The 22,330-nt window shown below is 50.4% G+C and carries 21 protein-coding genes; 8 read left to right on the top strand and 13 right to left on the bottom strand.

Annotated features, from left to right (window positions below):
- Positions 1-322 precede the first annotated feature (322 nt).
- A complete protein-coding gene (locus JI741_RS13350) occupies positions 323-1,102 on the top strand; it encodes a glycosyltransferase family 2 protein (protein ID WP_202010217.1) in 780 nt (259 codons plus the stop codon).
- Position 1,103: 1 nt separating this feature from the next.
- On the opposite strand, the gene JI741_RS13345 is transcribed toward JI741_RS13350, so the two are convergent.
- Genes JI741_RS13345 through JI741_RS13295 form a run of 11 tightly spaced genes read right to left on the bottom strand, consistent with a single transcriptional unit; the run spans position 1,104 to position 12,678 of the window.
- Positions 1,104-3,101 carry a hypothetical protein gene (locus JI741_RS13345; RefSeq protein ID WP_202010215.1) on the bottom strand — a complete coding sequence of 666 codons (1,998 nt, stop codon included), beginning with the start codon at positions 3,099-3,101 and terminating at the stop codon, positions 1,104-1,106.
- A gap of 9 nt (positions 3,102-3,110) precedes the next feature.
- A complete protein-coding gene (locus tag JI741_RS13340; RefSeq protein WP_202010213.1) occupies positions 3,111-4,172 on the bottom strand; it encodes an NAD-dependent epimerase/dehydratase family protein in 1,062 nt (353 codons plus the stop codon).
- A gap of 32 nt (positions 4,173-4,204) precedes the next feature.
- The gene (locus tag JI741_RS13335; RefSeq protein ID WP_202010211.1) at positions 4,205-5,272 is read right to left on the bottom strand and encodes an NAD-dependent epimerase/dehydratase family protein; all 1,068 of its coding nucleotides are present in this window, start codon (positions 5,270-5,272) and stop codon (positions 4,205-4,207) included.
- A gap of 22 nt (positions 5,273-5,294) precedes the next feature.
- A complete protein-coding gene (locus JI741_RS13330; RefSeq protein WP_255534552.1) occupies positions 5,295-5,717 on the bottom strand; it encodes a GtrA family protein in 423 nt (140 codons plus the stop codon).
- A 48-nt stretch (positions 5,718-5,765) separates the two neighbouring features.
- The gene (gene rfbD / locus JI741_RS13325; RefSeq protein ID WP_202010207.1) at positions 5,766-6,632 is read right to left on the bottom strand and encodes a dTDP-4-dehydrorhamnose reductase; all 867 of its coding nucleotides are present in this window, start codon (positions 6,630-6,632) and stop codon (positions 5,766-5,768) included.
- Positions 6,633-6,689: 57 nt separating this feature from the next.
- The gene (locus JI741_RS13320) at positions 6,690-7,601 is read right to left on the bottom strand and encodes a Gfo/Idh/MocA family protein (RefSeq protein WP_202010205.1); all 912 of its coding nucleotides are present in this window, start codon (positions 7,599-7,601) and stop codon (positions 6,690-6,692) included.
- Entirely contained in the window at positions 7,598-8,182 is a 585-nt protein-coding gene (locus JI741_RS13315) for an acyltransferase (RefSeq protein WP_202010203.1), read from the bottom strand. The genes JI741_RS13320 and JI741_RS13315 overlap by 4 nt, the downstream gene beginning before the upstream one ends.
- Positions 8,179-9,309, bottom strand: a complete 1,131-nt coding sequence (locus JI741_RS13310; RefSeq protein ID WP_369411778.1) for a DegT/DnrJ/EryC1/StrS family aminotransferase — start codon at positions 9,307-9,309, stop codon at positions 8,179-8,181. Before JI741_RS13310 ends, JI741_RS13315 begins: the two co-directional genes overlap by 4 nt.
- Before the next feature lie 47 nt (positions 9,310-9,356).
- Positions 9,357-10,385 (bottom strand): UDP-glucose 4-epimerase GalE, encoded by a 1,029-nt coding sequence (gene galE, locus JI741_RS13305; RefSeq protein WP_202010202.1) that lies wholly within the window; start codon positions 10,383-10,385, stop codon positions 9,357-9,359.
- 7 nt (positions 10,386-10,392) lie between these two features.
- Entirely contained in the window at positions 10,393-11,643 is a 1,251-nt protein-coding gene (locus JI741_RS13300) for a nucleotide sugar dehydrogenase (RefSeq protein WP_202010199.1), read from the bottom strand.
- A 12-nt stretch (positions 11,644-11,655) separates the two neighbouring features.
- A complete protein-coding gene (locus JI741_RS13295) occupies positions 11,656-12,678 on the bottom strand; it encodes an NAD-dependent epimerase (RefSeq protein WP_202010190.1) in 1,023 nt (340 codons plus the stop codon).
- A 91-nt stretch (positions 12,679-12,769) separates the two neighbouring features.
- Between JI741_RS13295 and JI741_RS13290 the strand changes: the two genes are divergently transcribed.
- The 7 genes from JI741_RS13290 (at position 12,770) to JI741_RS13260 (ending at position 19,954) form a co-directional block, all read left to right on the top strand.
- Positions 12,770-13,627, top strand: a complete 858-nt coding sequence (locus tag JI741_RS13290) for a GumC domain-containing protein (RefSeq protein WP_202010188.1) — start codon at positions 12,770-12,772, stop codon at positions 13,625-13,627.
- Positions 13,624-14,280: a heme exporter protein CcmB gene (locus JI741_RS13285; RefSeq protein WP_202010186.1), complete on the top strand. Its 657-nt coding sequence runs from the start codon at positions 13,624-13,626 to the stop codon at positions 14,278-14,280. Before JI741_RS13290 ends, JI741_RS13285 begins: the two co-directional genes overlap by 4 nt.
- A gap of 71 nt (positions 14,281-14,351) precedes the next feature.
- A complete protein-coding gene (gene ccsA / locus JI741_RS13280; RefSeq protein WP_202010184.1) occupies positions 14,352-15,029 on the top strand; it encodes a cytochrome c biogenesis protein CcsA in 678 nt (225 codons plus the stop codon).
- Positions 15,013-15,258: a CcmD family protein gene (locus JI741_RS13275; RefSeq protein WP_202010176.1), complete on the top strand. Its 246-nt coding sequence runs from the start codon at positions 15,013-15,015 to the stop codon at positions 15,256-15,258. Before ccsA (JI741_RS13280) ends, JI741_RS13275 begins: the two co-directional genes overlap by 17 nt.
- A gap of 86 nt (positions 15,259-15,344) precedes the next feature.
- The gene (locus JI741_RS13270; RefSeq protein ID WP_202010174.1) at positions 15,345-15,749 is read left to right on the top strand and encodes a cytochrome c maturation protein CcmE domain-containing protein; all 405 of its coding nucleotides are present in this window, start codon (positions 15,345-15,347) and stop codon (positions 15,747-15,749) included.
- A gap of 117 nt (positions 15,750-15,866) precedes the next feature.
- Positions 15,867-18,398 carry a cytochrome c biogenesis protein CcsA gene (gene ccsA / locus JI741_RS13265; protein ID WP_202010172.1) on the top strand — a complete coding sequence of 844 codons (2,532 nt, stop codon included), beginning with the start codon at positions 15,867-15,869 and terminating at the stop codon, positions 18,396-18,398.
- A gap of 131 nt (positions 18,399-18,529) precedes the next feature.
- Entirely contained in the window at positions 18,530-19,954 is a 1,425-nt protein-coding gene (locus JI741_RS13260) for an amidohydrolase (protein WP_202010165.1), read from the top strand.
- 43 nt (positions 19,955-19,997) lie between these two features.
- On the opposite strand, the gene JI741_RS13255 is transcribed toward JI741_RS13260, so the two are convergent.
- Together JI741_RS13255 and JI741_RS13250 are read right to left on the bottom strand one after the other, a co-directional pair.
- A complete protein-coding gene (locus JI741_RS13255) occupies positions 19,998-20,966 on the bottom strand; it encodes an AAA family ATPase (protein ID WP_202011070.1) in 969 nt (322 codons plus the stop codon).
- 2 nt (positions 20,967-20,968) lie between these two features.
- Positions 20,969-22,330: a peptidylprolyl isomerase gene (locus JI741_RS13250; protein WP_236676054.1), complete on the bottom strand. Its 1,362-nt coding sequence runs from the start codon at positions 22,328-22,330 to the stop codon at positions 20,969-20,971.

The following is a 22,330-nucleotide window of genomic DNA, read 5'->3' as shown; positions in this document are numbered from 1 at the left end:
CACAACTTCGTGAGATTTGGTTGGTTGTCAAGTCAGCATTCGTGGTCGAAATTTTATCGAAGGTGCACTACGAATCGTTCATCCTCCTTTTGACGCTTCAGTCTTCTCACAAACCAGAACTAGTTCAAATTTAGTCTTCAAAAATAGTGCATATTTCGAATTATCCAGCGAACGGTGAAGGTGGCCGACGTTCGTGTTCTGGCAATGTCTTTTTAAAATTTGACCTCAATTTTCGATGCAATTTGAATTTCGACAAATATTTACCTTTATTTTTACACCGAATGATTGCTCTGACCCAGCCCTAAACTTCCACATCTCAAGAATGAAATTAAGCGTTGTTATTCCAGCCTATAACGAGGAGGGTTCCATCACCGAAACGCTCGTCAGTCTTCACGATTGTCTTCGCGCCAGGCAAATTGATCACGAGATTTTGGTGACCAACGACAACTCGAAAGACAACACATTGGTCATTCTGGAAAACCTGAAAAACTCCATCTCCACACTCACTATCTATACTAACCCTGGGCCTAATGGTTTTGGTCACGCGGTTCGCTACGGACTGGAACGCTTCACTGGCGACTGCGTGGCCGTGATGATGGCCGACCTTTCGGACGACCCACATGATTTGGTCCGGTTTTACGACAAGATGCAAGAAGGTAACTATGATTGCGTTTTCGGAAGCCGTTTTGTAAAAGGTGGATCCACACACGGATATCCGCTACTAAAACGAACCATCAACCGCCTGGCAAACTTGGTCATCAGCGTAACCATGGGGATGAGCTACAACGATACCACAAACGCGTTTAAGCTTTACAAAAAAGAAACGATACAAGGAATTCAGCCACTACTTGCCCCGCATTTTAACCTTACCATCGAGCTCCCACTAAAAGCCATTGTGCGTGGATACACCTTTGCGGTGGTCCCCAACCGGTGGACAAATCGAAAGGCAGGTGAGTCAAAACTCAAAATAAAGGAAATGGGCAGTCGCTATTTCTTCATCCTTCTATACTGTTTGATCGAGAAATTCTTCTCACGAAAAGATTTTCATAAAGACACACAACTCAAACAGGCACAAAAGCTGACGACCAAGAGCATCGAATAGTCTATTTCTTTATCTCCAAATTAGATTTTGTGTCTATCAATTTGATCACCCCCTCATATGAAATCTCCAACCACAGCGCATACCGTCCGGGCGAGAAGTTGTCTCTTGGGGTTCTCAAATCAAAACCACTTAAATCATAGTTGCCATTGTAGGCAGCCGATACATCAGGGCGTACCAAGATTTCTGGCTCAAACGCTTTTTCAATGGACCCTGACCGCAAGATTATTTTCCTTCCAATCTTTGCCGCATCGGCATTCACAACAAAAACCCAACCCTTAACGTGAATTGAGTCGCTTGCATTTTCAAAAGCGTCGACGGAAAATTTACACTTTAGATGTGGATCCTGTTGAACAGTTAATTTTCCCGAGGCCACGGTCAATACTGCGCCTGTGAAATCGAACGCATTTTTCTGCGGTGTTTTAACATAAAAACCCAACGCATATTTTCCATCACTCAAACCTTTGAGTTGAGTAAACCAACTAACATCCCTGCGATCAGATGTTTCACGCTGCTTAAGATATCTTACCGTTCTGAAAATAAGCGTCTCCTGTTCGTTCTTTATAACCACATAGACCGAAATATCGGAGGCCTTCTGGCCCTCAATGAATGTGCTTGCACTATCGACAAATAGCTGACCGTTTGTGCTGTCAATTTCAAATGCGCTCTGCACAAGTCCCTCCTCCTCCGGCAATGTTTCTTCAACCGTAGTTCTTTCCAAATCAGATAAATTGATAGAAGGCAATTTGTAAATACCCAGAGCAAGGCTCTTCGTCAGCACATAATGAGCATGGATCTGATCAGGATAAGACAGGTGGAATATTTGATTTCCCGCATTGAAATGCGCCACTCCTTGCGCTAAATTATCATGACGCGCTCTCATTTCCGGAATGTTCTGAGAAAATGACCTAATGTAGAGAAACGCCACTGTTGCAAAAAACAACCCCACAACTATTCTGCGATACCCATCCAGTCTTGCTTCCACGATCACAAGAAAATAGAAGAACAACACAATCAGCTCAGAATAGAGACGATAGCGCATGGACATGGCCTGACCGACGCCAAACCCTCCACGGGTGAGCGACACCAGGCATGAGCTTAGAATGAAGAAACACAAGATGAAAAAGAGAACGGCACGACGTTGATGTACTCCGTTTAAAATAAGAAAAATGAAAAGCACTGAAAAAACAAAACCAAGAAAAACTGAAATAGCCAGATCATCGGCAATGCATCCCAGCAAAACAAAGAAATGTGAAATCAACTGATCCGGTCTCTCCGTAATCGTGGCAATCGGATCAGGATGACCACCAACACTGTGATAGCCATAGAAATAAGACACAACTCCAACAACTGAAATGGCGCCCCACAACAGGATCCACTTCAAAGGTTTCTTCATGGATACCATGCCTATGGCCGCAACAATAAAAGTCAGCATTCCATTGCCACTGGTATAGGTTGCCAGCAATGCCAGTATAGCTGCAATTACGAAATCACCAACAACAATCTCGCGTGTCCGTAGCAAAAAGTAGAGAGAAGCCACGGCAAAAAGAACAACACCCACGTTTTGCATCGACGCCATGGCCCACACAAAATTCTCAAACGATTCGAGGCTAAAAGTCAGCAACGGAACCGGAAAAAAAAGCCACCAATTCGTCGACACAAACTCCTTAAAGATCCGCGCAAACAGCAGGAACATCAAGATCATGAATAAATTTCCAATCAGCGCCAACCCTGTGAAATTGATCGTCCCTATCGTGACTAGATTCACCACGATAAAAAAACGATCGAGAAAAATGCGATGTTCGTTATGTTGAGCAAACATGCTTTGCGTCTTTGCAACGATCGATTTTTCTTGAACAAACCCGTTCGCAAATTTCAGAACAGCGTCATAGTCATCCAGGTCAGGCGCGTTGACACTGTATTTGATAACAAGAAAAAGATGCAGCGCAACAACAAAAACAGACAGCAGGAGAATAAAAACTTGGGAGAACTTTTTTGTCATGGCTTTTCGCTAGTGTTGCCGCAACATACTTTCATGCATCTCCGTGAGAAGATCCGTGAGATTGTATTTCCATTTCCAATCCGGATAGTGATTTTTAAATTTCGAGAGGTCACTTATCCACCAAATGTGATCACCTACTCGATTTGTCTCCGAATAGCTATGACTTAATTTCTTGCCTCCAATCTGTTCGCAGAGTGTTATGGCCTCCATCATAGAACAATTGGAGTGACGACCGCCGCCGGCGTTGTATACTTCCCCAGCCGTCGGGTTTTGATAGAAGTGCCAGAACATGTTCACCAAATCCCAGCTATGAATATTATCACGCACTTGCTTGCCTTTGTAACCAAACACGGTGTAATGATTTCCGGTGATCACACACTTCATCAAATACGACAAGAATCCGTGAAGTTGTGCGCCTGAATGATTAGGACCTGTGAGGCAGCCCCCGCGAAACACACCCGTCTTCATTCCAAAATAACGACCATACTCTTGCACTAAAATATCGGCCGCCACTTTAGACGCCCCAAACAACGAGTGCTTGGTGTGATCGATACTCATTTGCTCGTCTATGCCTCGCGCAAAGTACGGATGGGCAGTGTCTATTTCCCACCGTTGTTCCAACTCTACCAATGGCAAACGATTTGGTGTATCTCCATATACCTTATTCGTGCTCGTGAAAATAAACACTGCTTCCGGGCAATGCGCACGGGTCATCTCTAACAAGTTCAATGTACCGTTAGCATTCACTGAAAAATCAGTGAATGGCTCTTTTGCTGCCCAGTCATGACTGGGTTGTGCCGCTGTGTGCAGCACCAGCTTGATATCCTTTCCATATTCCTGAAACACTTTTTCCAGATCGGGCACATTTCGAATATCGACCGCGTAGTTCTTAAAATTACTGATCCGTTCCTCCAAGCGTTTCTTATTCCATTCCACAGAACCATCCTTTCCAAAAAAATACTCACGGAGGTTATTATCAATCCCGATAACTTTATCAAATTTCTCTGCAAAAAAAGCCACGGCCTCACTCCCAATAAGTCCCGAAGAACCTGTGATTAACGAAATATTCATAGGTACGCTATATTATGGATTTCTTTATTACTCTAAGCCAAAATACTCTTCAAACTCCCCTCATTCGCCTTCAACCATTCAAACACATCCGACACTATCTTCTCCCGGCTGATCTCCGGCTTCCACCCCGAAGCGGCGGTGATGCGGGAGTTGTCGGTCACATAGATGCGAATGTCTGCCTGGCGGTTTTCTTTTATTTGTCCGATCTCAATTTTGTTGCCGGTCACTTCTTCGCAGACGGCCGTCAGTTCCTTCAGCGAGAAGCTCACTTCGTTTCCTCCACCCACGTTGAACACCTTGTTGCTGTAGGTGTCCATGGCGTGCATCTGGATGTCGAGCAGGCGGAACAGGTCGTCGATGTGAAGGATGTCGCGCACTTGTTTGCCTTCGCCGCCGTAGCCGTTGTAGGTCAGGCCTTTTTTCCAAAAGTGGCGGGCCACCCAAAGCACGATCACGCCTTGATCTACTTTGCCCATCTGCCATGGGCCGGTGAGCACGCCGCAGCGGTTAATAACGGTCTTCAGTCCATAAAATTGATTGTACTCGGCAATCAATAATTCGGACGCCAGCTTCGACGCGCCATAGAGCGAGCGATAGCCCTCCAGCGAAAAATCTTCCGACAGCCCCTTGGGACCGATGCCCGGCAATTTTTGCTGCGCCGCGATGCCAAAGCGGGTTTCGCGTTCCTCAAAAGCAATCGCGTCTATTTTTTCAATGGGATAGACACGGCTTGTGGACAAAAAGATAAAATCAGATTTATGTTTTGTTGCAAAATTTAAACAATTGATGGTGCCGACCAGGTTGGTGTTCAGCAAATAGTCGGGTGTTCCGTTGATGCCGGCCAGCACAGAAGGTTCGGCCGAGGCTTCTACGATGAGGTCGATTTTTTCGGAGATACTCTCAAAGTCTTCTTTGCTGCGGATGTCGCCGTGTATGAACTTGATGCCTTCGGCGGTGAGGCGTGCAATGTTGAGTTCCGAACCACGGCGTTTCAGGTTGTCGAACGCCAGGATGGTGTAGGCGGGGTACTTGCGTTTCAGGTTCAGGGCAATGGAAGATCCTGCGAAGCCTGCGCCCCCGGTGATGAGGATTGTTTTCATTCAGTATTAAAAACTTAAATGGTTATCGTCTTGAGAACCGGCTCTTCAGGGTGTCCAGGCGATTGAAGACAACATGTTTCCGGGTAAAGAAATTCCAGATCACAACAAAGCCGGTAGCAATCACTTTCGAAATTCTATAGTCGATGTGCCATTGGCCCACGCACACCCACATCACAAACTGGCTGATCAGCAAACCACAGGTCACAAAAAACATGAAGAGCATAAACTCCACCCGCTTGCGTTCGCCGGTGCGCTCGAAAACCCATTTGCGACTGAGGTAATAGTTGATGATGCAGGTGATGAGGAACGCAAACACATTGGCCACCAGATAGGACAAGGCAAACCGCTCCACGAACATGATGAGCAAAAACATTTCGAGGGCAGCGGAAGTAATCCCAACGATAAGGTATCTGACGAAACTGCCTTGAAACAATTTTTTAACCATCCTTAATTTTCTTGCTGAGCCGCCCGCGTCCAGGACCGGCTCATGTTCTTAGTTTGTTAATTTTTCGATACAAATCCTCAAACTCTCCGACCAATGCGGAATCTGAACCGCAAAAGTAGCCTTAATTTTAGATTTATCCAGCAGACTGAACTTGGGCCGAACAGCCGCCGTCTTGTATTGTGCCGTCGAAATCGGTTGAACCTTGCAGTTTAGTTTACTTTCCTGCACCAGGAAATAGGCAAAATCATACCACGAGGTCACTCCTTCGTTGGTGAAATGATAGATGCCGGGCTCGTCGGCCCTGCCCTCGTGAACGGCCGCCACAATCTGCAAAATGGCCGAAGCCAGGTCGTAGGCATAGGTTGGCGTGCCAATCTGGTCGCTCACCACGCCCAACGTTTCACGCTGGCTGGCCAGGTTCCGGATGCTTTTCACGAAATTTTTGCCAAAGGTTGAATATACCCATGCCGTGCGGATGATGTAGGCGTTGCTCAATAACGACAACACATGGTTCTCGCCATCCAGCTTCGACTTGCCATAGACCGACACTGGGTTGGGCTTAGCCAACTCGTTGATGGGTTGGTTTGCCTCGCCGTCAAAAACATAGTCAGTGGAGATGTGGATCATCCTGATTTTTTTCTCCACACAAATTTCCGCCAGCGTCTTCACCGCCCCGGCGTTTATGGCATAGGCCAACGCTGTGTCTTCTTCGGCTTTGTCTACCGCGGTGTAGGCGGCGCAGTGGATCAGAAAGTTGAATTGCTTGTCGGCAAAGTAGGCTCGTATGGAATCCTCTTTGGTAAGGTCTACTTCCTCCACATCGATGAAGGTGAAGTCGTAGTTTTTATAGAGGGCCGAAAGAACTTTCAGTTCGCTGCCCAGTTGTCCGTTGCCGCCGGTTACTAATATTTTCACGTTTGAGGGGGAGGGTTTAATTTCTTATGGTGATGTGTTGAGTAACGTTAAAAATGATCAGGGTTTCTTGGTCAGCTCCTTGTTTCGAATGTCGTATGCCAGTTCGATGGAGGGCCTGGCATCCTGCAGTCCGAAAGCATTGCCGTTCAGAATTTCGGCATAGCTCTTTGTGTGCAAGTCGGTGAAGCCGTCGCTGAATTCAATTTCTTCGCCTTCCATGCTCAGGGTGCGGAAGGTTCGTTTGCCTTGCGCTTTCACATCAGCCGGAATGTCGTCGTAGTCGATGCTGAGAAACCAGTTTACGCGTGCCTTCTCGAGTTCGATGTAGCCGGAGCCCTGGGTTGGGGTGAGGCTATAGACCGCGTTGTGTTTCACTTCGCCAAAGATCCACATCAGCATATCAAAAAAGTGGATGCCTATGTTGGTGGCGATCCCTCCCGACTTCGACGTGTCGCCTTTCCAGCTGCTCTGATACCAGTTGCCGCGCGAAGTCATGTATTTCAAATCCACATCAAATACTTTGTCTTTCGGGCTTTTCTGCACGCGCTCGCGCAGGGCGATGATGCTGGGGTGCAGGCGCAGTTGCAATATTGTGTTGACACGCTTGCCGGTTTCTTTTTCAATTTCCGCCAGGGCTTCGAGGTTCCACGGGTTCAACACCAATGGCTTTTCACAAATGGCGTTTGCCCCATAACGCAGTGCAAAGCGAATGTGCGAATCGTGCAGGTAGTTGGGCGAGCAAATGGAGATGTAGTCAACCTTTTCGCCCTTGCGCTTCAGCTTGTCGAGGTGGCGATCGAAGCGTTCGAACTCGGTGAAAAAATCGGCGTTGGGAAAATAAGAATCCAGCACGCCCACGTTGTCGTGTTTGTCGAGGGCGGCCACCAGGTTGCTGCCCGTTTCTTTCAATGCCTTGAGGTGACGAGGTGCAATGAAACCTGCCGCCCCGATCAATGCAAAATTCTTCATGGTTGTATTTTATAAACTACGCCATCCTGAAGCCGGTAGCGTTCTTTGCTCTCGGGACAGATGGCTACACCTTCTTTAAAATTCAGTTTGTGACCAAACTCACTCATCCATCCGTTTTGCCGCGCGGGGTTGCCCATCACCAGCGCATAGGCCGGAATGTTTTTTGTGACCACAGCGCCGGCGCCGATAAAAGCAAACTCGCCAATGTCGTGACCGCAAACCACCGTGGCGTTGGCACCAATCGTGGCACCACGCTTCACAATAGTTTTGGCATATTGATTTTTGCGATTCACCGCGCTGCGTGGATTGGTCACGTTGGTGAACACCATAGACGGACCGAGAAACACATCGTCTTCGCATGTCACGCCGGTGTAGATCGACACGTTGTTCTGTACTTTCACGTTTTTGCCCAACACCACTTCAGGCGAGATCACCACATTCTGACCGATGTTGCAATTCTCTCCGATTTTTGAATTGGGCATGATGTGCGAGAAGTGCCACACCTTAGTGCCCTTGCCGATCACGCATCCTTCGTCGACCACCGCGGTGGGGTGAACATAAAAATCTTTTTCGGTTGTCATGCGGCGAAGTAGGCTTTGATGGTGGACGTGATGTACGCTAGCTGTTCCGTTGGCAGTTCTGTGTGAATGGGCAGTGATATTACGGTTCTGGACAGTCGCTCGGTTATCGGAAACGCTCCTTCGCCAATGCCCGGTTGCCGGTAGGCGTTTTGCAAATGCAGCGGCACCGGATAATAGATCATGGTGGGAATGCCTTTCTCTTCGAGATAATGCTTGAAATGATCGCGGTCGCCCTTCACCACCTGCACGGTGTATTGATGGAAGACATGGGTTGAGTTTTGTGTGCGGGCTGGAAGCTTCAGCTGCGAAATGCCCGCCAGGTGTTCGTCGTAATACTTCGCCACATCTTTCCGACTGGCCTCGTATTCGGGCAGGTACTTCAGTTTCACATTGAGAATGGCGGCCTGCAGCGTGTCGAGTCGGCTGTTCACGCCCACGATCTCGTGATGGTATTTCACTTTCTGCCCGTGGCTGGCAATCATCTTTATTTTTTCGGCGAGAGCTTTGTCGTTTGTGAAGATGGCACCGCCGTCGCCAAAGCATCCCAGGTTTTTTGTTGGGAAAAACGATGTGGTTCCGATCGTGCCCATGGTGCCGGCTTTGCGTTTTGTGCCGTCGGCAAAAGTGTAGACAGCGCCCAGGGCTTGTGCGGCATCTTCAATAACATGCAGCTTGTGTTTGGCGGCCAGTGCGAGAATGGGCTCCATGTCGGCACATTGTCCATACAAATGCACGGGCACGATGGCAAATGTTTTCGCGGTGACCTTTGCTTCCAGCGCTTTCACATCCACGTTAAACGTGTTGTCGTCCACTTCCACAAACACCGGCTTCAGGCCCAGCAACGCCAGCACTTCGGCGGTGGCCACATAGGTGTGCACGGGCAAGATCACTTCGTCGCCGGGCTTTGCATTCAGCGCCATCAGTGCGATCTGCAACGCGTCGGTTCCGTTGGCACAGGGCACCACCGGAGTACCTCCCAGGAATGTTGACAGCGCGTCGGCAAATACCGAAACATCTTTGCCCTGAATGAAGGCCGTCGTGTTCAGCACGTGTTGTATCGCTTCATCAATCTCTGGCTTGATGCGCAGGTATTGCGTTTGAAGGTCAACCATTTTTATCTGTTCCACGGCGCGACTATAAATTTCGGTTTATAAAAAACGTTTCTTAAAAACGTTTATTGAATGTTCCTGATTTTCTTTTCCCACTGCCATGCGTGCAGCAGCGATTCTTCAAGGGTATATTTGGTCTTCCAGTTCAACGCGGCATTCACCTTGGCGGGATCGGCATACACTTTCTCCACATCGCCAGGTCTTCTTGGTCCGATGGTGTAGGCAAACTTCACGCCGGTTGCTTTCTCAAACTTGTCGATGAGCTGCAGCACCGAAACGCCCACGCCAGTGCCCACGTTGAAGGCCTCACACAATTTATCTTCCGGCCGTTTTGCAAGATATTCCATCGCCTTCACGTGTGCGATGGCCAGGTCCACCACGTGAATAAAGTCGCGGAGACACGAACCGTCAGGGGTGTTGTAGTCGTTGCCAAACACCGTAAGCTTTTCGCGAACACCGGCCGCCGTCTGTGTCACATAGGGCACCAGGTTGTTGGGCGCGCCAATGGGCAACTCGCCCAGTTGTGCCGAAGGGTGCGCACCCACTGGATTGAAGTAGCGCAGCGAAATGACACGGTAGCCATTGAGGTGCGCGTCTTCCAGGATGCGCTCGCACATTTGTTTGGTGGCGCCGTAGGGCGACTCGGCTCTTTTGAACGGCGCCGACTCGTTCACCGGTATCTGGTCGGGTTGACCGTATACTGTGCACGACGACGAGAATATAAAATCCGTTACGTTGTTTTCTTTCATCACTGCCAGCATGGTCACCAGCGAGTCGATGTTGTTTTGATAATAGGTCAGTGGAATCTGCACCGACTCACCCACCGATTTGTAGGCGGCAAAGTGCAGCACACTCGAAAAAGGTCCTTGTGTTTTAAACACGTCCCTAACAAAAACCTTGTCACAACAATCGCCTTTCTGAAAGTTCACCTTTTTGCCGGTGATCTTCTCAATGCCTTCCAGCAAGGTGCGATCGCTTTTAGAGAGATCGTCTATGATCACCGGTTCGTATCCGGCGTTGATCAGTTCTACTACAGTGTGGGCGCCGATATAGCCTGCGCCGCCGGTGACAAGGATTTTTTTTGTTAAAGCCATAGGGTTTTTAGAGTCGTGCCGTGATTTTAGATTTATCCAATGTACCCTTCACATCATAGATCACGGTTTTCTCTGTTGTGAAAGATGACCAGTCGAGATCAGTAAAGTCTTTGTGGCTCACCGCTAATACGACGGCGTGATACTTTTTGTTCGGCTTTGCCACCAGCGGCACGCCATATTCATGCATCACTTCTGCGCTGTCGGCCTGAGGATCGTATATATCCACCGTGGTGCCAAAGCTTTGCAGCTCGCGCACTACGTCAATCACTTTGCTATTGCGGATGTCGGGACAGTTTTCTTTGAAGGTGATGCCCAACACCAGCACGTCGCCTTTGTGAATGGGTTGCTCGTTTTGCGCCATCAGCTTAATGACCGTGTTGGCGATGTAGATGCTCATGTTGTCGTTGATCCGTCGTCCCGACAAGATCACTTCCGGGTGATAGCCCAGGCTTTCGGCTTTGTGGGTCAGATAATAGGGGTCAACGCCAATGCAATGGCCGCCCACCAGTCCCGGTTTGAAGGGAAGGAAGTTCCACTTGGTGCCGGCCGCTTCCAGCACTTCGTGTGTGTCGATGCCCACGCGCTCGAAGATGAGGGCAAGCTCGTTCACAAACGCGATGTTCAGGTCGCGCTGCGAGTTCTCGATCACCTTGGCCGCTTCGGCCACTTTGAGCGACGACGCTTTGTGCGTTCCGGCGGTAATAATTTTTCGATAGAGCTGATCCACCTTCTCGGCAATTTCGGGTGTGCTGCCGCTGGTCACTTTCTTGATGGTGGTGACGCGGTGCAGTTTGTCGCCGGGGTTGATGCGCTCGGGCGAGTAGCCGCAGAAAAAATCCACATTAAATTTCAAACCGCTCACGCGCTCCAGGATGGGCACACAAACTTCTTCGGTGCAACCGGGATACACGGTGGATTCATAAATAACAATGTCGCCTTTCTTCAACACACTGCCCACGGTCTTGCTGGCGCCTTCCAGCGGGCGAAGATCGGGTGTCTTAAATTCGTCGATGGGTGTGGGCACCGTCACAATGAAGTAGCTCACATCTTTCAGCGCAGCAATGTCTGACGCAAACTGCAGGTGTGTTGACTGCTTCAATTCTGCCGGTTCAACTTCCTTGGTGCGGTCATGACCGCGCTTAAGCTCTTCAATTCGTTCGGTGTTGATATCAAAGCCTACAACAGGCAATATCTTTCCAAACTCCACGGCCAACGGGAGGCCTACATACCCAAGTCCAATGATGCTTATTTTTTCCACAAGGTCTGTGCTTTATTTTTTCTGATAATAGGATTTATACCAATCGATAAACCGGCCAATGCCCGACTCGATCGTCGTCGATGGTTTGAAGTCTACTTCGCGCATCAGGTCTTCCACGTCGGCATACGTTTGGGGCACATCGCCTTCCTGCAGGGGCATCATGTTTTTGATGGCCTTGATGCCGAGTTTTTCTTCGATCACTTCAATGAAGCGCATCAGTTCAACGGGTTGGTTGTTGCCGATGTTGAAGATATGATAAGGCGCAAAGCTGGTGGCAGGGTCAGGCGCCATACCGTTCCAGTCGGTGTTTGGTCTGGCCGGTTTGGGCACGAGACGGGATATGCTCTCCACGATGTCGTCTACATAGGTGAAGTCGCGCATCATTTTGCCATTGTTATACACGTCGATGGGTCGGCCTTCGAGAATGGCCTTGGTGAAAATGAACAACGCCATGTCGGGTCGGCCATAGGGGCCATAGACCGTGAAGAAGCGAAGGCCCGTGGTGGGCAGATTGAAGAGCGCCGAATAGGTATGCGCCATCAGTTCGTTCGATTTTTTGGAGGCCGCATAGAGCGATATGGGGTGGTCAACATTGTGATGCACCGAAAAGGGCATCTTTTTGTTTGCGCCATAAACCGAGCTCGACGAGGCATAGACCAGGTGTTTCACCTTGTGATGACGACACGTTTCCAACACATTCAGAAATCCGTGAAGGTTGCTCTTCAGGTAGGCATGCGGGTTGGTGAGCGAGTAGCGCACGCCGGCTTGCGCCGCCAGGTTCACCACATAGTCAAACTTATAGGCGGCAAACACGCTGTCGAGCGCCTTATAGTCCACCAGATCGCCCTGTTCGAAGGTGAAGCCCGGAAGCTTCCGCAGGATGTCGAGACGGGAGTTTTTGAGGTTGACGTCGTAATAATCGTTGAGATTATCATAGCCCACTACCTTGAATCCCAGACTAGTGAGTTTTTGGGTGAGGTGGAAGCCGATGAAGCCCGCCGCCCCGGTGACAAGAACTGTTGCGTTTGATTGCATTGAATCGCTGCTGAATTAAGCCGACAAAATTAACAGATTAGGGGGAATTTGTAATATTTTCTAATTTTCGCGGAATTTAACCAGCACGGGAATGGCGAACGGTAGAAATGATGAGATCGACCTGCTTGATTTAGTCCTCAGGGCAGTCCGAATCATCCGCGACAATTTTTGGATGATTCTCATCTTCTTTGTTCTGGGCACCGCGCTAGGCTCCATGCACTATTTCTCTTCCGTTAAGGTATATGAAAACAAGATGATCGTGAGCTCCGAGATCATGACGGAGTCTTACAGCAAAAAGCTCATCGACAACATCAACCACTACCTAGCCGAAGGCAACACGAAGGCCCTCACATCGCTGCTCGGCATTTCGGCCGAGACGGCCAGCAACGTAGGGGTGGTCAGAATTGAAAGCCCCTACTCAAATGAATCGGAAGTAGCCAAAGAGGAAGACCGCAAATATTTCATCATCACCGTAGAAGTCTACAACCAGGACATTCTGCCCGATCTTCAAAAAGGACTCATCAACTATTTCGAAAACAACGCCTATGTGAAAGTGCGCGTCAACCAAAAGCGCACAGGCTATCAGGAAACCATTGCACGCTACGACCAGGAAATCAAAGACCTCGATGGGTTGAAAAAACGGATCTACGATGGCGATTTCTTCAACAACACCAAAGGCAGTGTGGTGTTCGACCTCACCTCCATCAACAAGGAACTGGTGGAGCTCACTATAAAACGGTTGGAAGTGAAAGACAAACTGGAGTTGGTGAACAGCGTTCAACTGTTGGAAGGCTTCACCCGGTTCAACAATCCCGTGAAACCCCGGCTTTCGGTTTCCATTGTGGCCGGTTCGTTTGTGGGGCTCATCTTTGTGTCGATCCTCATTGCATTCAAATCCATTCGCAAGTTGCTTCGCATGGAAGAAGCTGCGCGCGAGGCCAAAAGATGATCTTCAAACTGATCCATAAAGAACTTTTGCTGGAGCTTCGGCGCAAGGCCGTGATCTCGGGCATTGGCCTCTATTTGTTCAGCCTCATCTTCATCTGCTACCTCACCTTCAGCCTTCGCGAAAATTCCATCAACGAAGCCACGTGGTCGGCGCTCTATTGGCTTGCCATTTTGTTTTCGGTGGTGAACAGCGTGGCCAAAAGTTTTATCGGCGAAAAGAAGGGCACCTTCATCTACTACTATGCGCTCGCAAGCCCTCAGGCCATCATCCTTTCCAAAATCATCTACAACACGTTGTTGTGCCTGTTGTTGTCGCTCACGGGCTATGTGCTGTTTTCGCTTTTCATCGGCAACCCGATTCAAGACCATGCCCTGTTCGTGTTCACGCTTGTGCTCACGTCATTTGGATTTTCGGCCGCACTCAGCCTCATTTCCGGCATTGCCTCGAAGGCAAACAACAGCAACATCCTGATGGCGGTGCTGAGTTTTCCGGTCATCATCGCGTTGCTGCTCATGGCCATCAAAATCACAAAAAATGTGCTCGATGGTCTCGACCGCTCGGCCAGCATGGACGAGTTGCTGAACCTGTTCGCAATAAATTGCATCCTGTCCGCCTTGTCGTACCTGCTCTTCCCGTATATTTGGCGCAGCTAAAAACGCAGCAACGAGGGCAACTCCTTTCAGCAAATTCCGTTGCACCTTTGTTCTGTCTCCAACGATCATCCATGAAGAACTGGCTCAAGATTATTGCAGTCTTTTTATTATTCTACGTTCACACCGCCGGCCTCTTGTTTGACGTGCCGCGGCTGAACATCCTCAACGAAACCATCCGCGCGCTCTACTTCCACGTGCCTATGTGGTTTGGTATGGTCACCTTATTTTCTATTTCGGTCTATTACTCCATTGTCTATTTGCGAAATCCCACGGCCGAGAACGATCGCAAGGCAGTGGAGAATGCCAACGTGGGCCTGGTGTTTGGCATCCTGGGCATGCTCACCGGCATGCTTTGGGCAAACTATGCCTGGGGTTCGTTCTGGCACGGCGACCCGAAACAAAACGGGGCCGCCATTGCCCTGCTGGTGTATCTGGCCTATTTTATATTGAGAGGTTCTGTGGAAAACGAGGAACAAAAAGCCCGCCTCAGCGCCGTCTATAACATCTTTGCCTTTGCGGCGATGATTCCTTTGATCTTTATCATCCCCCGCCTCACCAGCTCCCTCCACCCGGGCAGCGGCGGCAACCCCGGATTCAACATGTATGATCTCGACAATCGCATGCGCATGGTGTTCTACCCGGCCGTGATCGGCTGGATATTGATCGGCATCTGGATCGTTTCGTTGCGGGTGAAAATGCGAACCCTGGAAGACAAAATTCACGACATAGAAGATGAAAAAATTCATTAGCAGCCTCCTGAGCCTGATTCTCGCCCTGGCAAGCCTTTCGGCCTATGCCCAAACCGGTGCGACAGACGTTCCCATGGCCGACGGTTTGCGGGCCGAGGGCAAAATTTATGTGGTGGTGGCCATCATTCTCATTGTGCTGGCAGGCCTCATCACCTACCTGTTCACGATGGACCGGAAAGTGAAAAAGCTGAAAAACCTGCTGGCTGACAAAAATCACCGAACCAAATAGGCAGCCCTCCGTTTTTCAGGTAAAAAATTACCTGAATTTCTAGTCGTTTGTGGCTAATTTTGCCCCGGCTTTTGAAGGAGGCTCTTATGAAAAAATCACACATACTCATTCTCGTCATCATTGCCGTGGCAATCGGCATCATCGTGTCCACCTCGAACGACGCCAGCACCTATGTGGGCTTCGACGAAGCGCTGAGCATGTCGACTGCGGGTAACAAAAAGGAAATCCACGTGGTGGGCGAACTTAAGAAAGATGACGAAGGCCACGTGCTGGGCATTACCGAAGGGGCCGACAAAGTTTCCTTCTCCTTCATCATGATCGACGAAACCGGCAAAGAACAACTGGTGCAGTACGCCCAACCCATGCCCGCCGATTTTCTGCGTTCCGAAAAAGTGGTGGTCATTGGCAGCTACCACGACGACGCCTTCAACGCCAGCAAGATTCTGCTGAAATGTCCCTCTAAATACCAGGAGCAAAAGATAAACGTCTAAGGTTTTTCTTCGCCTGGCATCCTCCATAAAAACACACCCAGATCCCTTCCGCACCCACACCCGAATCGCGACGGTTCCCTACTGGCACCTGACTGAATTTTTACTAACCACACCAGCATGCATTATTTCATTGGTGACCTGGGCCACCTTTTTGTCATCACCTCCTTCATCACCTCGCTCGTTGCAGCTTTTGCCTATTTCAAAGCCACGACATTAAGTGACCTGAAAGAAAAAACACTCTGGCTGCAAAACGGCAAAACCGGATTCTACCTGCACGCGCTGGCCGTGCTCGGCATCTGTGTTACACTGTTTGTGATCATTGCCAATCACTATTTCGAATATCACTACGCCTACAACTATTCCGACCGCAAGCTTCCGGTCTACTACCTCATCTCCACCTTTTGGAATGGACAGGAGGGCAGCTTCATGCTGTGGTTGTTCTGGCATGCTGTGCTGGGCATCATCGTCATCAGCACCAACACCTATTGGGAAGCGCCGGTCATGACCGTGTTCGCGGTGGTGCAGGCATTTCTGGCCTCTATGATCCTGGGCGTTGTCATTCCCGGGCTTGATGTCAAGATCGGAAGCTCGCCATTCATTTTGCTGCGCGACGCCATGCGCGATGCCCCCATATTCATGGCGCAACCCGAATTCATTCCCAAAGACGGCAACGGCCTCAATCCGCTGCTGCAAAACTATTGGATGGTCATTCACCCGCCCACGTTGTTCCTGGGGTTTGCCAGCACACTGGTGCCGTTCTCTTTCTGCATTGCCGGATTGTGGATGAAAAAATACCGCGACTGGGTTCGTCCTGCTCTACCCTGGGCGTTGTTCAGCGGCGCCATTCTCGGGCTTGGCATTTTGATGGGTGGCTACTGGGCCTATGAAACCCTGAACTTTGGCGGTTACTGGAATTGGGACCCCGTAGAAAACGCGGTTTATGTTCCGTGGCTCGTATTGGTGGCGGCCATTCACACCATGATCACCTATAGAAATAGCGAAACCGCGTTGAAAGCCTCCATCATTCTGGTCATTGGCGTGTTTGTGCTCATTCTCTATTCAACGTTCCTTACCCGCAGCGGCATCCTGGGCGATGCTTCGGTGCACTCGTTCACCGACCTTGGTCTTTCGGGACAGCTTTTCATCTATCTTTTCTTCTTCCTCGGCGCGGCCATCATCCTGGCCATTGCACGGTGGCGCGAAATTCCATCGTCCGAAAAAGAAGCTTCGGTCTATTCGCGCGAATTCTGGATTTTCATTGGCGCGGTCACGCTGTGCCTCATGGGCTTTCAGGTGCTCATGCCCACCTCCATTCCGGTATGGAACAAGGTGCTGGGATTTTTTGGTGTGACCTCCAAGCTGGCCTTGCCGGCCGATCAGATTGCATTCTATTCTAAGTTTCAGTTGTGGTTTGCTGTGGTGGTGGGTCTGCTGTCGGGCATTGGGCAATTTTTCTGGTGGAAGAAGATCGATGCCGACCGGTTAAAGAAAGAACTGACCACACCGGCGCTGATCACGCTCATTTTATTTGCCCTGATTGTTACCATCGGAAAAGTTTATACACCGGCCTACATTGTGCTCACCCTGGCAGGCGTGTTCACGCTGGTGAGCAACGCCAAGATTTTGTTCTCGGTGCTTCGTTCAAGCCCGGGTCTGTCGGGTGGTGCCGTGGCACACATCGGTGTGGGCATGATGCTGCTGGGCATCATGTTTTCGGCGGGCTATTCCAAGATCGTGTCGCTCAACAACACGGGCATGCTCATCTCCAAAGAATTTAGCCAGGACTTTAACCGCGACAACCTGTTGCTGTTTGTGAACGAACCCCGTGGCATGTGGGGCTATGATATCGAATACCTCGGCGAACGCCTGGAGCCGCGTCATAACGGAGGCTATATACGCAAAGGCGATGTGACGCCTACCGGCGACCGCGACCTGGTGGTGGCCAAGCGCGACATTGTGGCCGACGGCATTACCTACAAAGCCAACGACACCATCGACATTAAAGGCGAAAACACATTCTACGAAATTCAGCTGCGCAAAAACAACAAGACCTACACGCTCTATCCGCGCGCGCAGATCAACCCCGAAATGGGCGGCCTTTTGGTTTCGCCCGACATCTACAAAACCGTGTCGGCCGATTTATACACACACGTGTCGTCGGTGATGAAACCTTCGGAGGGGGAAGAGTGGAGTAAGCTCGAAGAAATGAAGGTAAAGATCGGGCAGGAATTTTATGCCAACGACTATGTGTCGGTGCTTCAATCGGTGGAGCGGATTTTTGAAGTGAATGGCATAAAGCTCGACCAGGAAGACGTGGCCGTGAAAGCAAAAATTCAGATTCGCGGAGAGAATGGCGACTATTTTGCCGAACCCATCTTCCTGATCAAAGATAAAATGGCGGGCCGTATCCCCGACGAAGTGGCCGACCTGGGTCTGCGCCTCACGCTGCTCAACATCCATCCCGAAACAAACGAATTTGCCCTGGGCATCAACACCCGTCAGAAAGATTGGGTGGTGATCAAAGCCCTGGAGAAGCCCTACATCAATGTGCTTTGGCTGGGCACACTCGTGCTAATGGTAGGCTTCGGCATTGCCATGACACGACGCGTGCGCGAGTTCCGCAAAATGAAAGAAAAGGGCCTGGAGTGATCCTGCCCAAAATTTTCTTCACACCATTCTCAGCCTCCACCTCAATCCATTGCACTGCGGTGTTCGGGCCGCTGTTGGAAAAGCTTAGGCTTTAAAATTTCCATTCGCTATTTTCCGTCAAACATTAACCTATGATGAAGACGGCCTTGACCACCGGATTGCTCTGCGCATCCTTATTTTCCTTTGCCCAAAAAACAAAACCCGATGTAGCGAAAGCCATCGACGCCAAGTATCAAACCTATGCCGACGTGGCAAAAAAGATTTGGGACTTCGCCGAAGTGGGCTACCAGGAAACCAAAAGCTCTGCACTGCTCCAGGAAACCCTGACACAGGCAGGCTTCAAAGTAGAAAACAACATTGCCGGCATGCCCACGGCCTTCATCGCCACCTTTGGCTCGGGCAAACCCGTGATCGGCATCCTGGGCGAATATGATGCACTGCCCGGCATCTCACAAGACGCCGTTCCCGAAAAGAAAACCATCGATGGAAAAACAGCAGGCCATGCCTGTGGTCACCACTTGTTCGGCACAGCTTCGGCCGCGGCCGCTATCGAAATAAAGAACTGGTTGCAGGCCACTAAAAAATCAGGAACACTTCGCTTCTATGGCACACCTGCCGAAGAAGGTGGCTCGGGAAAAGTATACCTCGTGCGCGATGGCCTCTTCAAAGATGTTGACGTGGTGCTGCACTGGCACCCCGGCGATGGCAACTCGGCATCAACGGGTGGCACACTGGCCAACAAAAACGGAAAGTTCAGATTCTACGGCGTGGCCTCGCATGCCGCCGCTTCACCCGAACGCGGTCGCTCCTCGCTCGACGCCGTTGAAGCCATGGACGCCATGGTGAACATGATGCGCGAACACGTGTCGCAGGAAACCCGCATTCACTACGTGATCACCCGTGGCGGCGAAGCACCAAACGTAGTGCCCGCTTTCGCGGAAGTTTATTATTATGTGCGTCACCCGAAACGCGAAGATGTGAAAAGCACCTGGGACCGTATTGTGAAAGCCGCTCAAGGCGCAGCGCTGGGCACCGAAACACGCATGGAGGTGGAAGTGACCGGCGGCGTCTACAACATGCTGCCCAACGAAACCCTGGCGCGCGTGATGGACAAAAACCTCCACGCGGTTGGTGGCTATACCTACACACCCGAAGAAAAATCATTTGCTACAAAAATTCAGAGCACGTTCACCACGAACGTGCCCAAACTTGAAAGCACAAACGAAGTGGAAGCATTCAAAATTCAGGAAGGCCCCGCGTCCACCGATGTGGGCGATGTGAGCTGGGTGGTTCCAACGGTTGGGCTATCTACCGCCACATGGGTTCCGGGCACCGCCGCGCACAGCTGGCAGGCCGTGGCCGCCGGTGGCACCACCATTGGCTATAAAGGCATGATCGTTGCCGCAAAAGCCATTGCCTTCACCGCGATGGATTTGTTTGAATCGCCAGCGGTGATTGCCGAATCGTGGAAAGAGTTAAAGAAAAGAACGGGCGAAAGCTTCACCTACGAAGCCCTGGTGGGCGATCGCAAGCCTGCGTTGAACTACAGAAACTAATGTTTTAAAAGAGAAGAGTTTGAATGAACGCTTAAGGAATATCTTAAGCGTTCATTAATTTTTCGATAAGGTCATCCACACTGATGCCTTCGGCTTCGGCCTTGAAGTTGCGCACAATGCGGTGGCGCAACACGGGCTTGGCAATGGCCTGCACATCTTCGATGTCGGGCGAATATTTTCCATTGAGCAAGGCATTGCATTTCGAACCCAGCACCAGATACTGCGAGGCACGTGGTCCGGCTCCCCACTCCAGATAGTCGTTGGCGATGGACGAGCTACCTGCCGAACCTGCGCGGGTTTTGTTGGCAAGGCCCACGGCATATTCTATAACATTATCGGCCACGGGCACGCGGCGCACGAGGTGCTGGAAGTAGGCAATTTCTTCGCCGGTCAGCACCTTGCTGATTTTCTTCGGTGTGTCGGACGTGGTGCTTTTCACCACCTCCACTTCGTCTTTGAACGACGGATAGGTGAGCTTGATGTTGAACATGAAACGGTCGAGCTGTGCTTCGGGAAGCGGATATGTTCCTTCCTGTTCAATCGGGTTTTGCGTGGCCAACACAAAAAACGGGCGGGGCAAATCGTAGCGCACGCCGGCAATGGTCACACAATATTCCTGCATCGACTCCAGCAACGCAGCTTGTGTCTTGGGCGGGGTGCGGTTAATTTCGTCGGCCAACACTATGTTGGCAAACACAGGACCCTTCACAAATTTAAAGTTGCGTTCGCGATCCATGGTTTCCGCGCCAATGATGTCTGACGGCATCAGGTCGGGCGTGAATTGGATACGCTTAAATTCCAGGTCGAGCGACGTAGCGATGGTTTGCACGAGCAAGGTCTTGGCCAGGCCGGGCACGCCCACGAGCAATGAATGCCCCTGACAGAAAATGCCGGTAAGCACCTGGCGCACCACTTCATCTTGTCCGATGACAATCGTGGATATTTCTGCTTTTAATTTCTTATAGGCTGCTGCCAAGGCATCGGCTGCGGCTACGTCAGAAGAAAATTGTATCATTATCGCTCGTCTAATAGTCCACAATTGTCATAGGCGGGGTCGATGTTGATAAACACATCGGTCCGCGCTTTCTGAAACCACTTTTGCAAAATCCTGTCTTTCTTTTCGGCCAACGTTGCAGCCTGTATTTTTGTCCAGTCGGCTTCCAGCGATGCTTCGTGTGGAGGGATGCGACCTTTGTAAAACAAAATTCTCACCGCATCTTTTCCTTCGTCGGTGCGGTAGGCAATGGGTTGCGACACCTCGCCCACTTTCATGGAGTCAAGCTTGAAGAACACAATCGGGTCGAGGTCTTCCACCGTCAGGCGTATGCCACCGTCGCGGTCGGCAAAGAAACCGCCGTTGCCTTTGGTGGTCACATCGTCCGAAAATTCTTTGGCTGCTTTTTGAAAGATGATGCTGTCGTTCACCACAAGCAAGCGAATGCTGTCGAGGAAATGTGTGGCGTCTGCAAGATCCTGTGCCGAAGGTTTTGGCGAGATCAGGATGTGGCGTGAATTGTATTCGCTACCGCGACGTTCAATCAATTGCATGATGTGAATGCCGAAGGGCGAACTGAAGGGCATCGAAATTTCGTTGGGCTTCAGTTTGAATGCCGTTGCTTCATACTCCGGCACCATGCGGCCACGACCCGACCAACCCATGTCGCCACCGTTCTGAATCACGCTGGGGTCGTCTGAATATTTGCGGGCCAGGTCGGCAAAGTTTTCTCCCGCCAGCAAGCGCTTGCGGATTTCCATGAGCTCGCCCTTGGTGATGTTCTTCTGGGCTTCGCTGACCTTAGCCACACGCACAATCTGCGCCACTTCAACCGACGCAGAAAAATAGGGAAGACTGTCTTTGGGAATTTTTCCAAAGAAGCGTTTCACTTCCGAAGGCGTCACGGCAACACCCTTGGTCATCTCTTCTTCCATTTTGCTCACAATCATCTGCTCGCGCACCTGGTCGCGCAGTTCGAGGCGCACCTGCTCCAATGTTTTACCATAGAGTTCTTCAAGGTCGGCCACCGAACGTCCCGATTGCGACACAATCATGTCCATCCGGTTTTGTGTGTTCAGATCCACTTCGCCGTCGAGCACCACCACCGAGTCGATCTCGGCTTTGGCCAACATTAACTTGTTGCGCACCAGCATGGCCAGGTATTGACACTTGGCCTGGCCCGAAGCCGAACCACCGTTGGTGATATACTCCTGGTAGGCACGCTCCAGTTCCGACTTGGTCACAATATAGTTGTCGACCTTCGCGATGATTTTGTCAACCACGAAGCTGTTGCTGGCTTCTGTTTCCTGCGCCACGGCATGTTGCATGGCAAACGCTGCAACCACGACCAAGGCAATTCTTACTCTGCGTACAATCTGCAT

Source organism: Chryseolinea lacunae (assembly GCF_016735595.1).
GTDB classification, from domain to species: Bacteria; Bacteroidota; Bacteroidia; order Cytophagales; family Cyclobacteriaceae; genus Chryseolinea; species Chryseolinea lacunae.
Note: the sequence above shows the minus strand (reverse complement) of the source record. Positions and strands in the feature narration are given on the sequence as shown.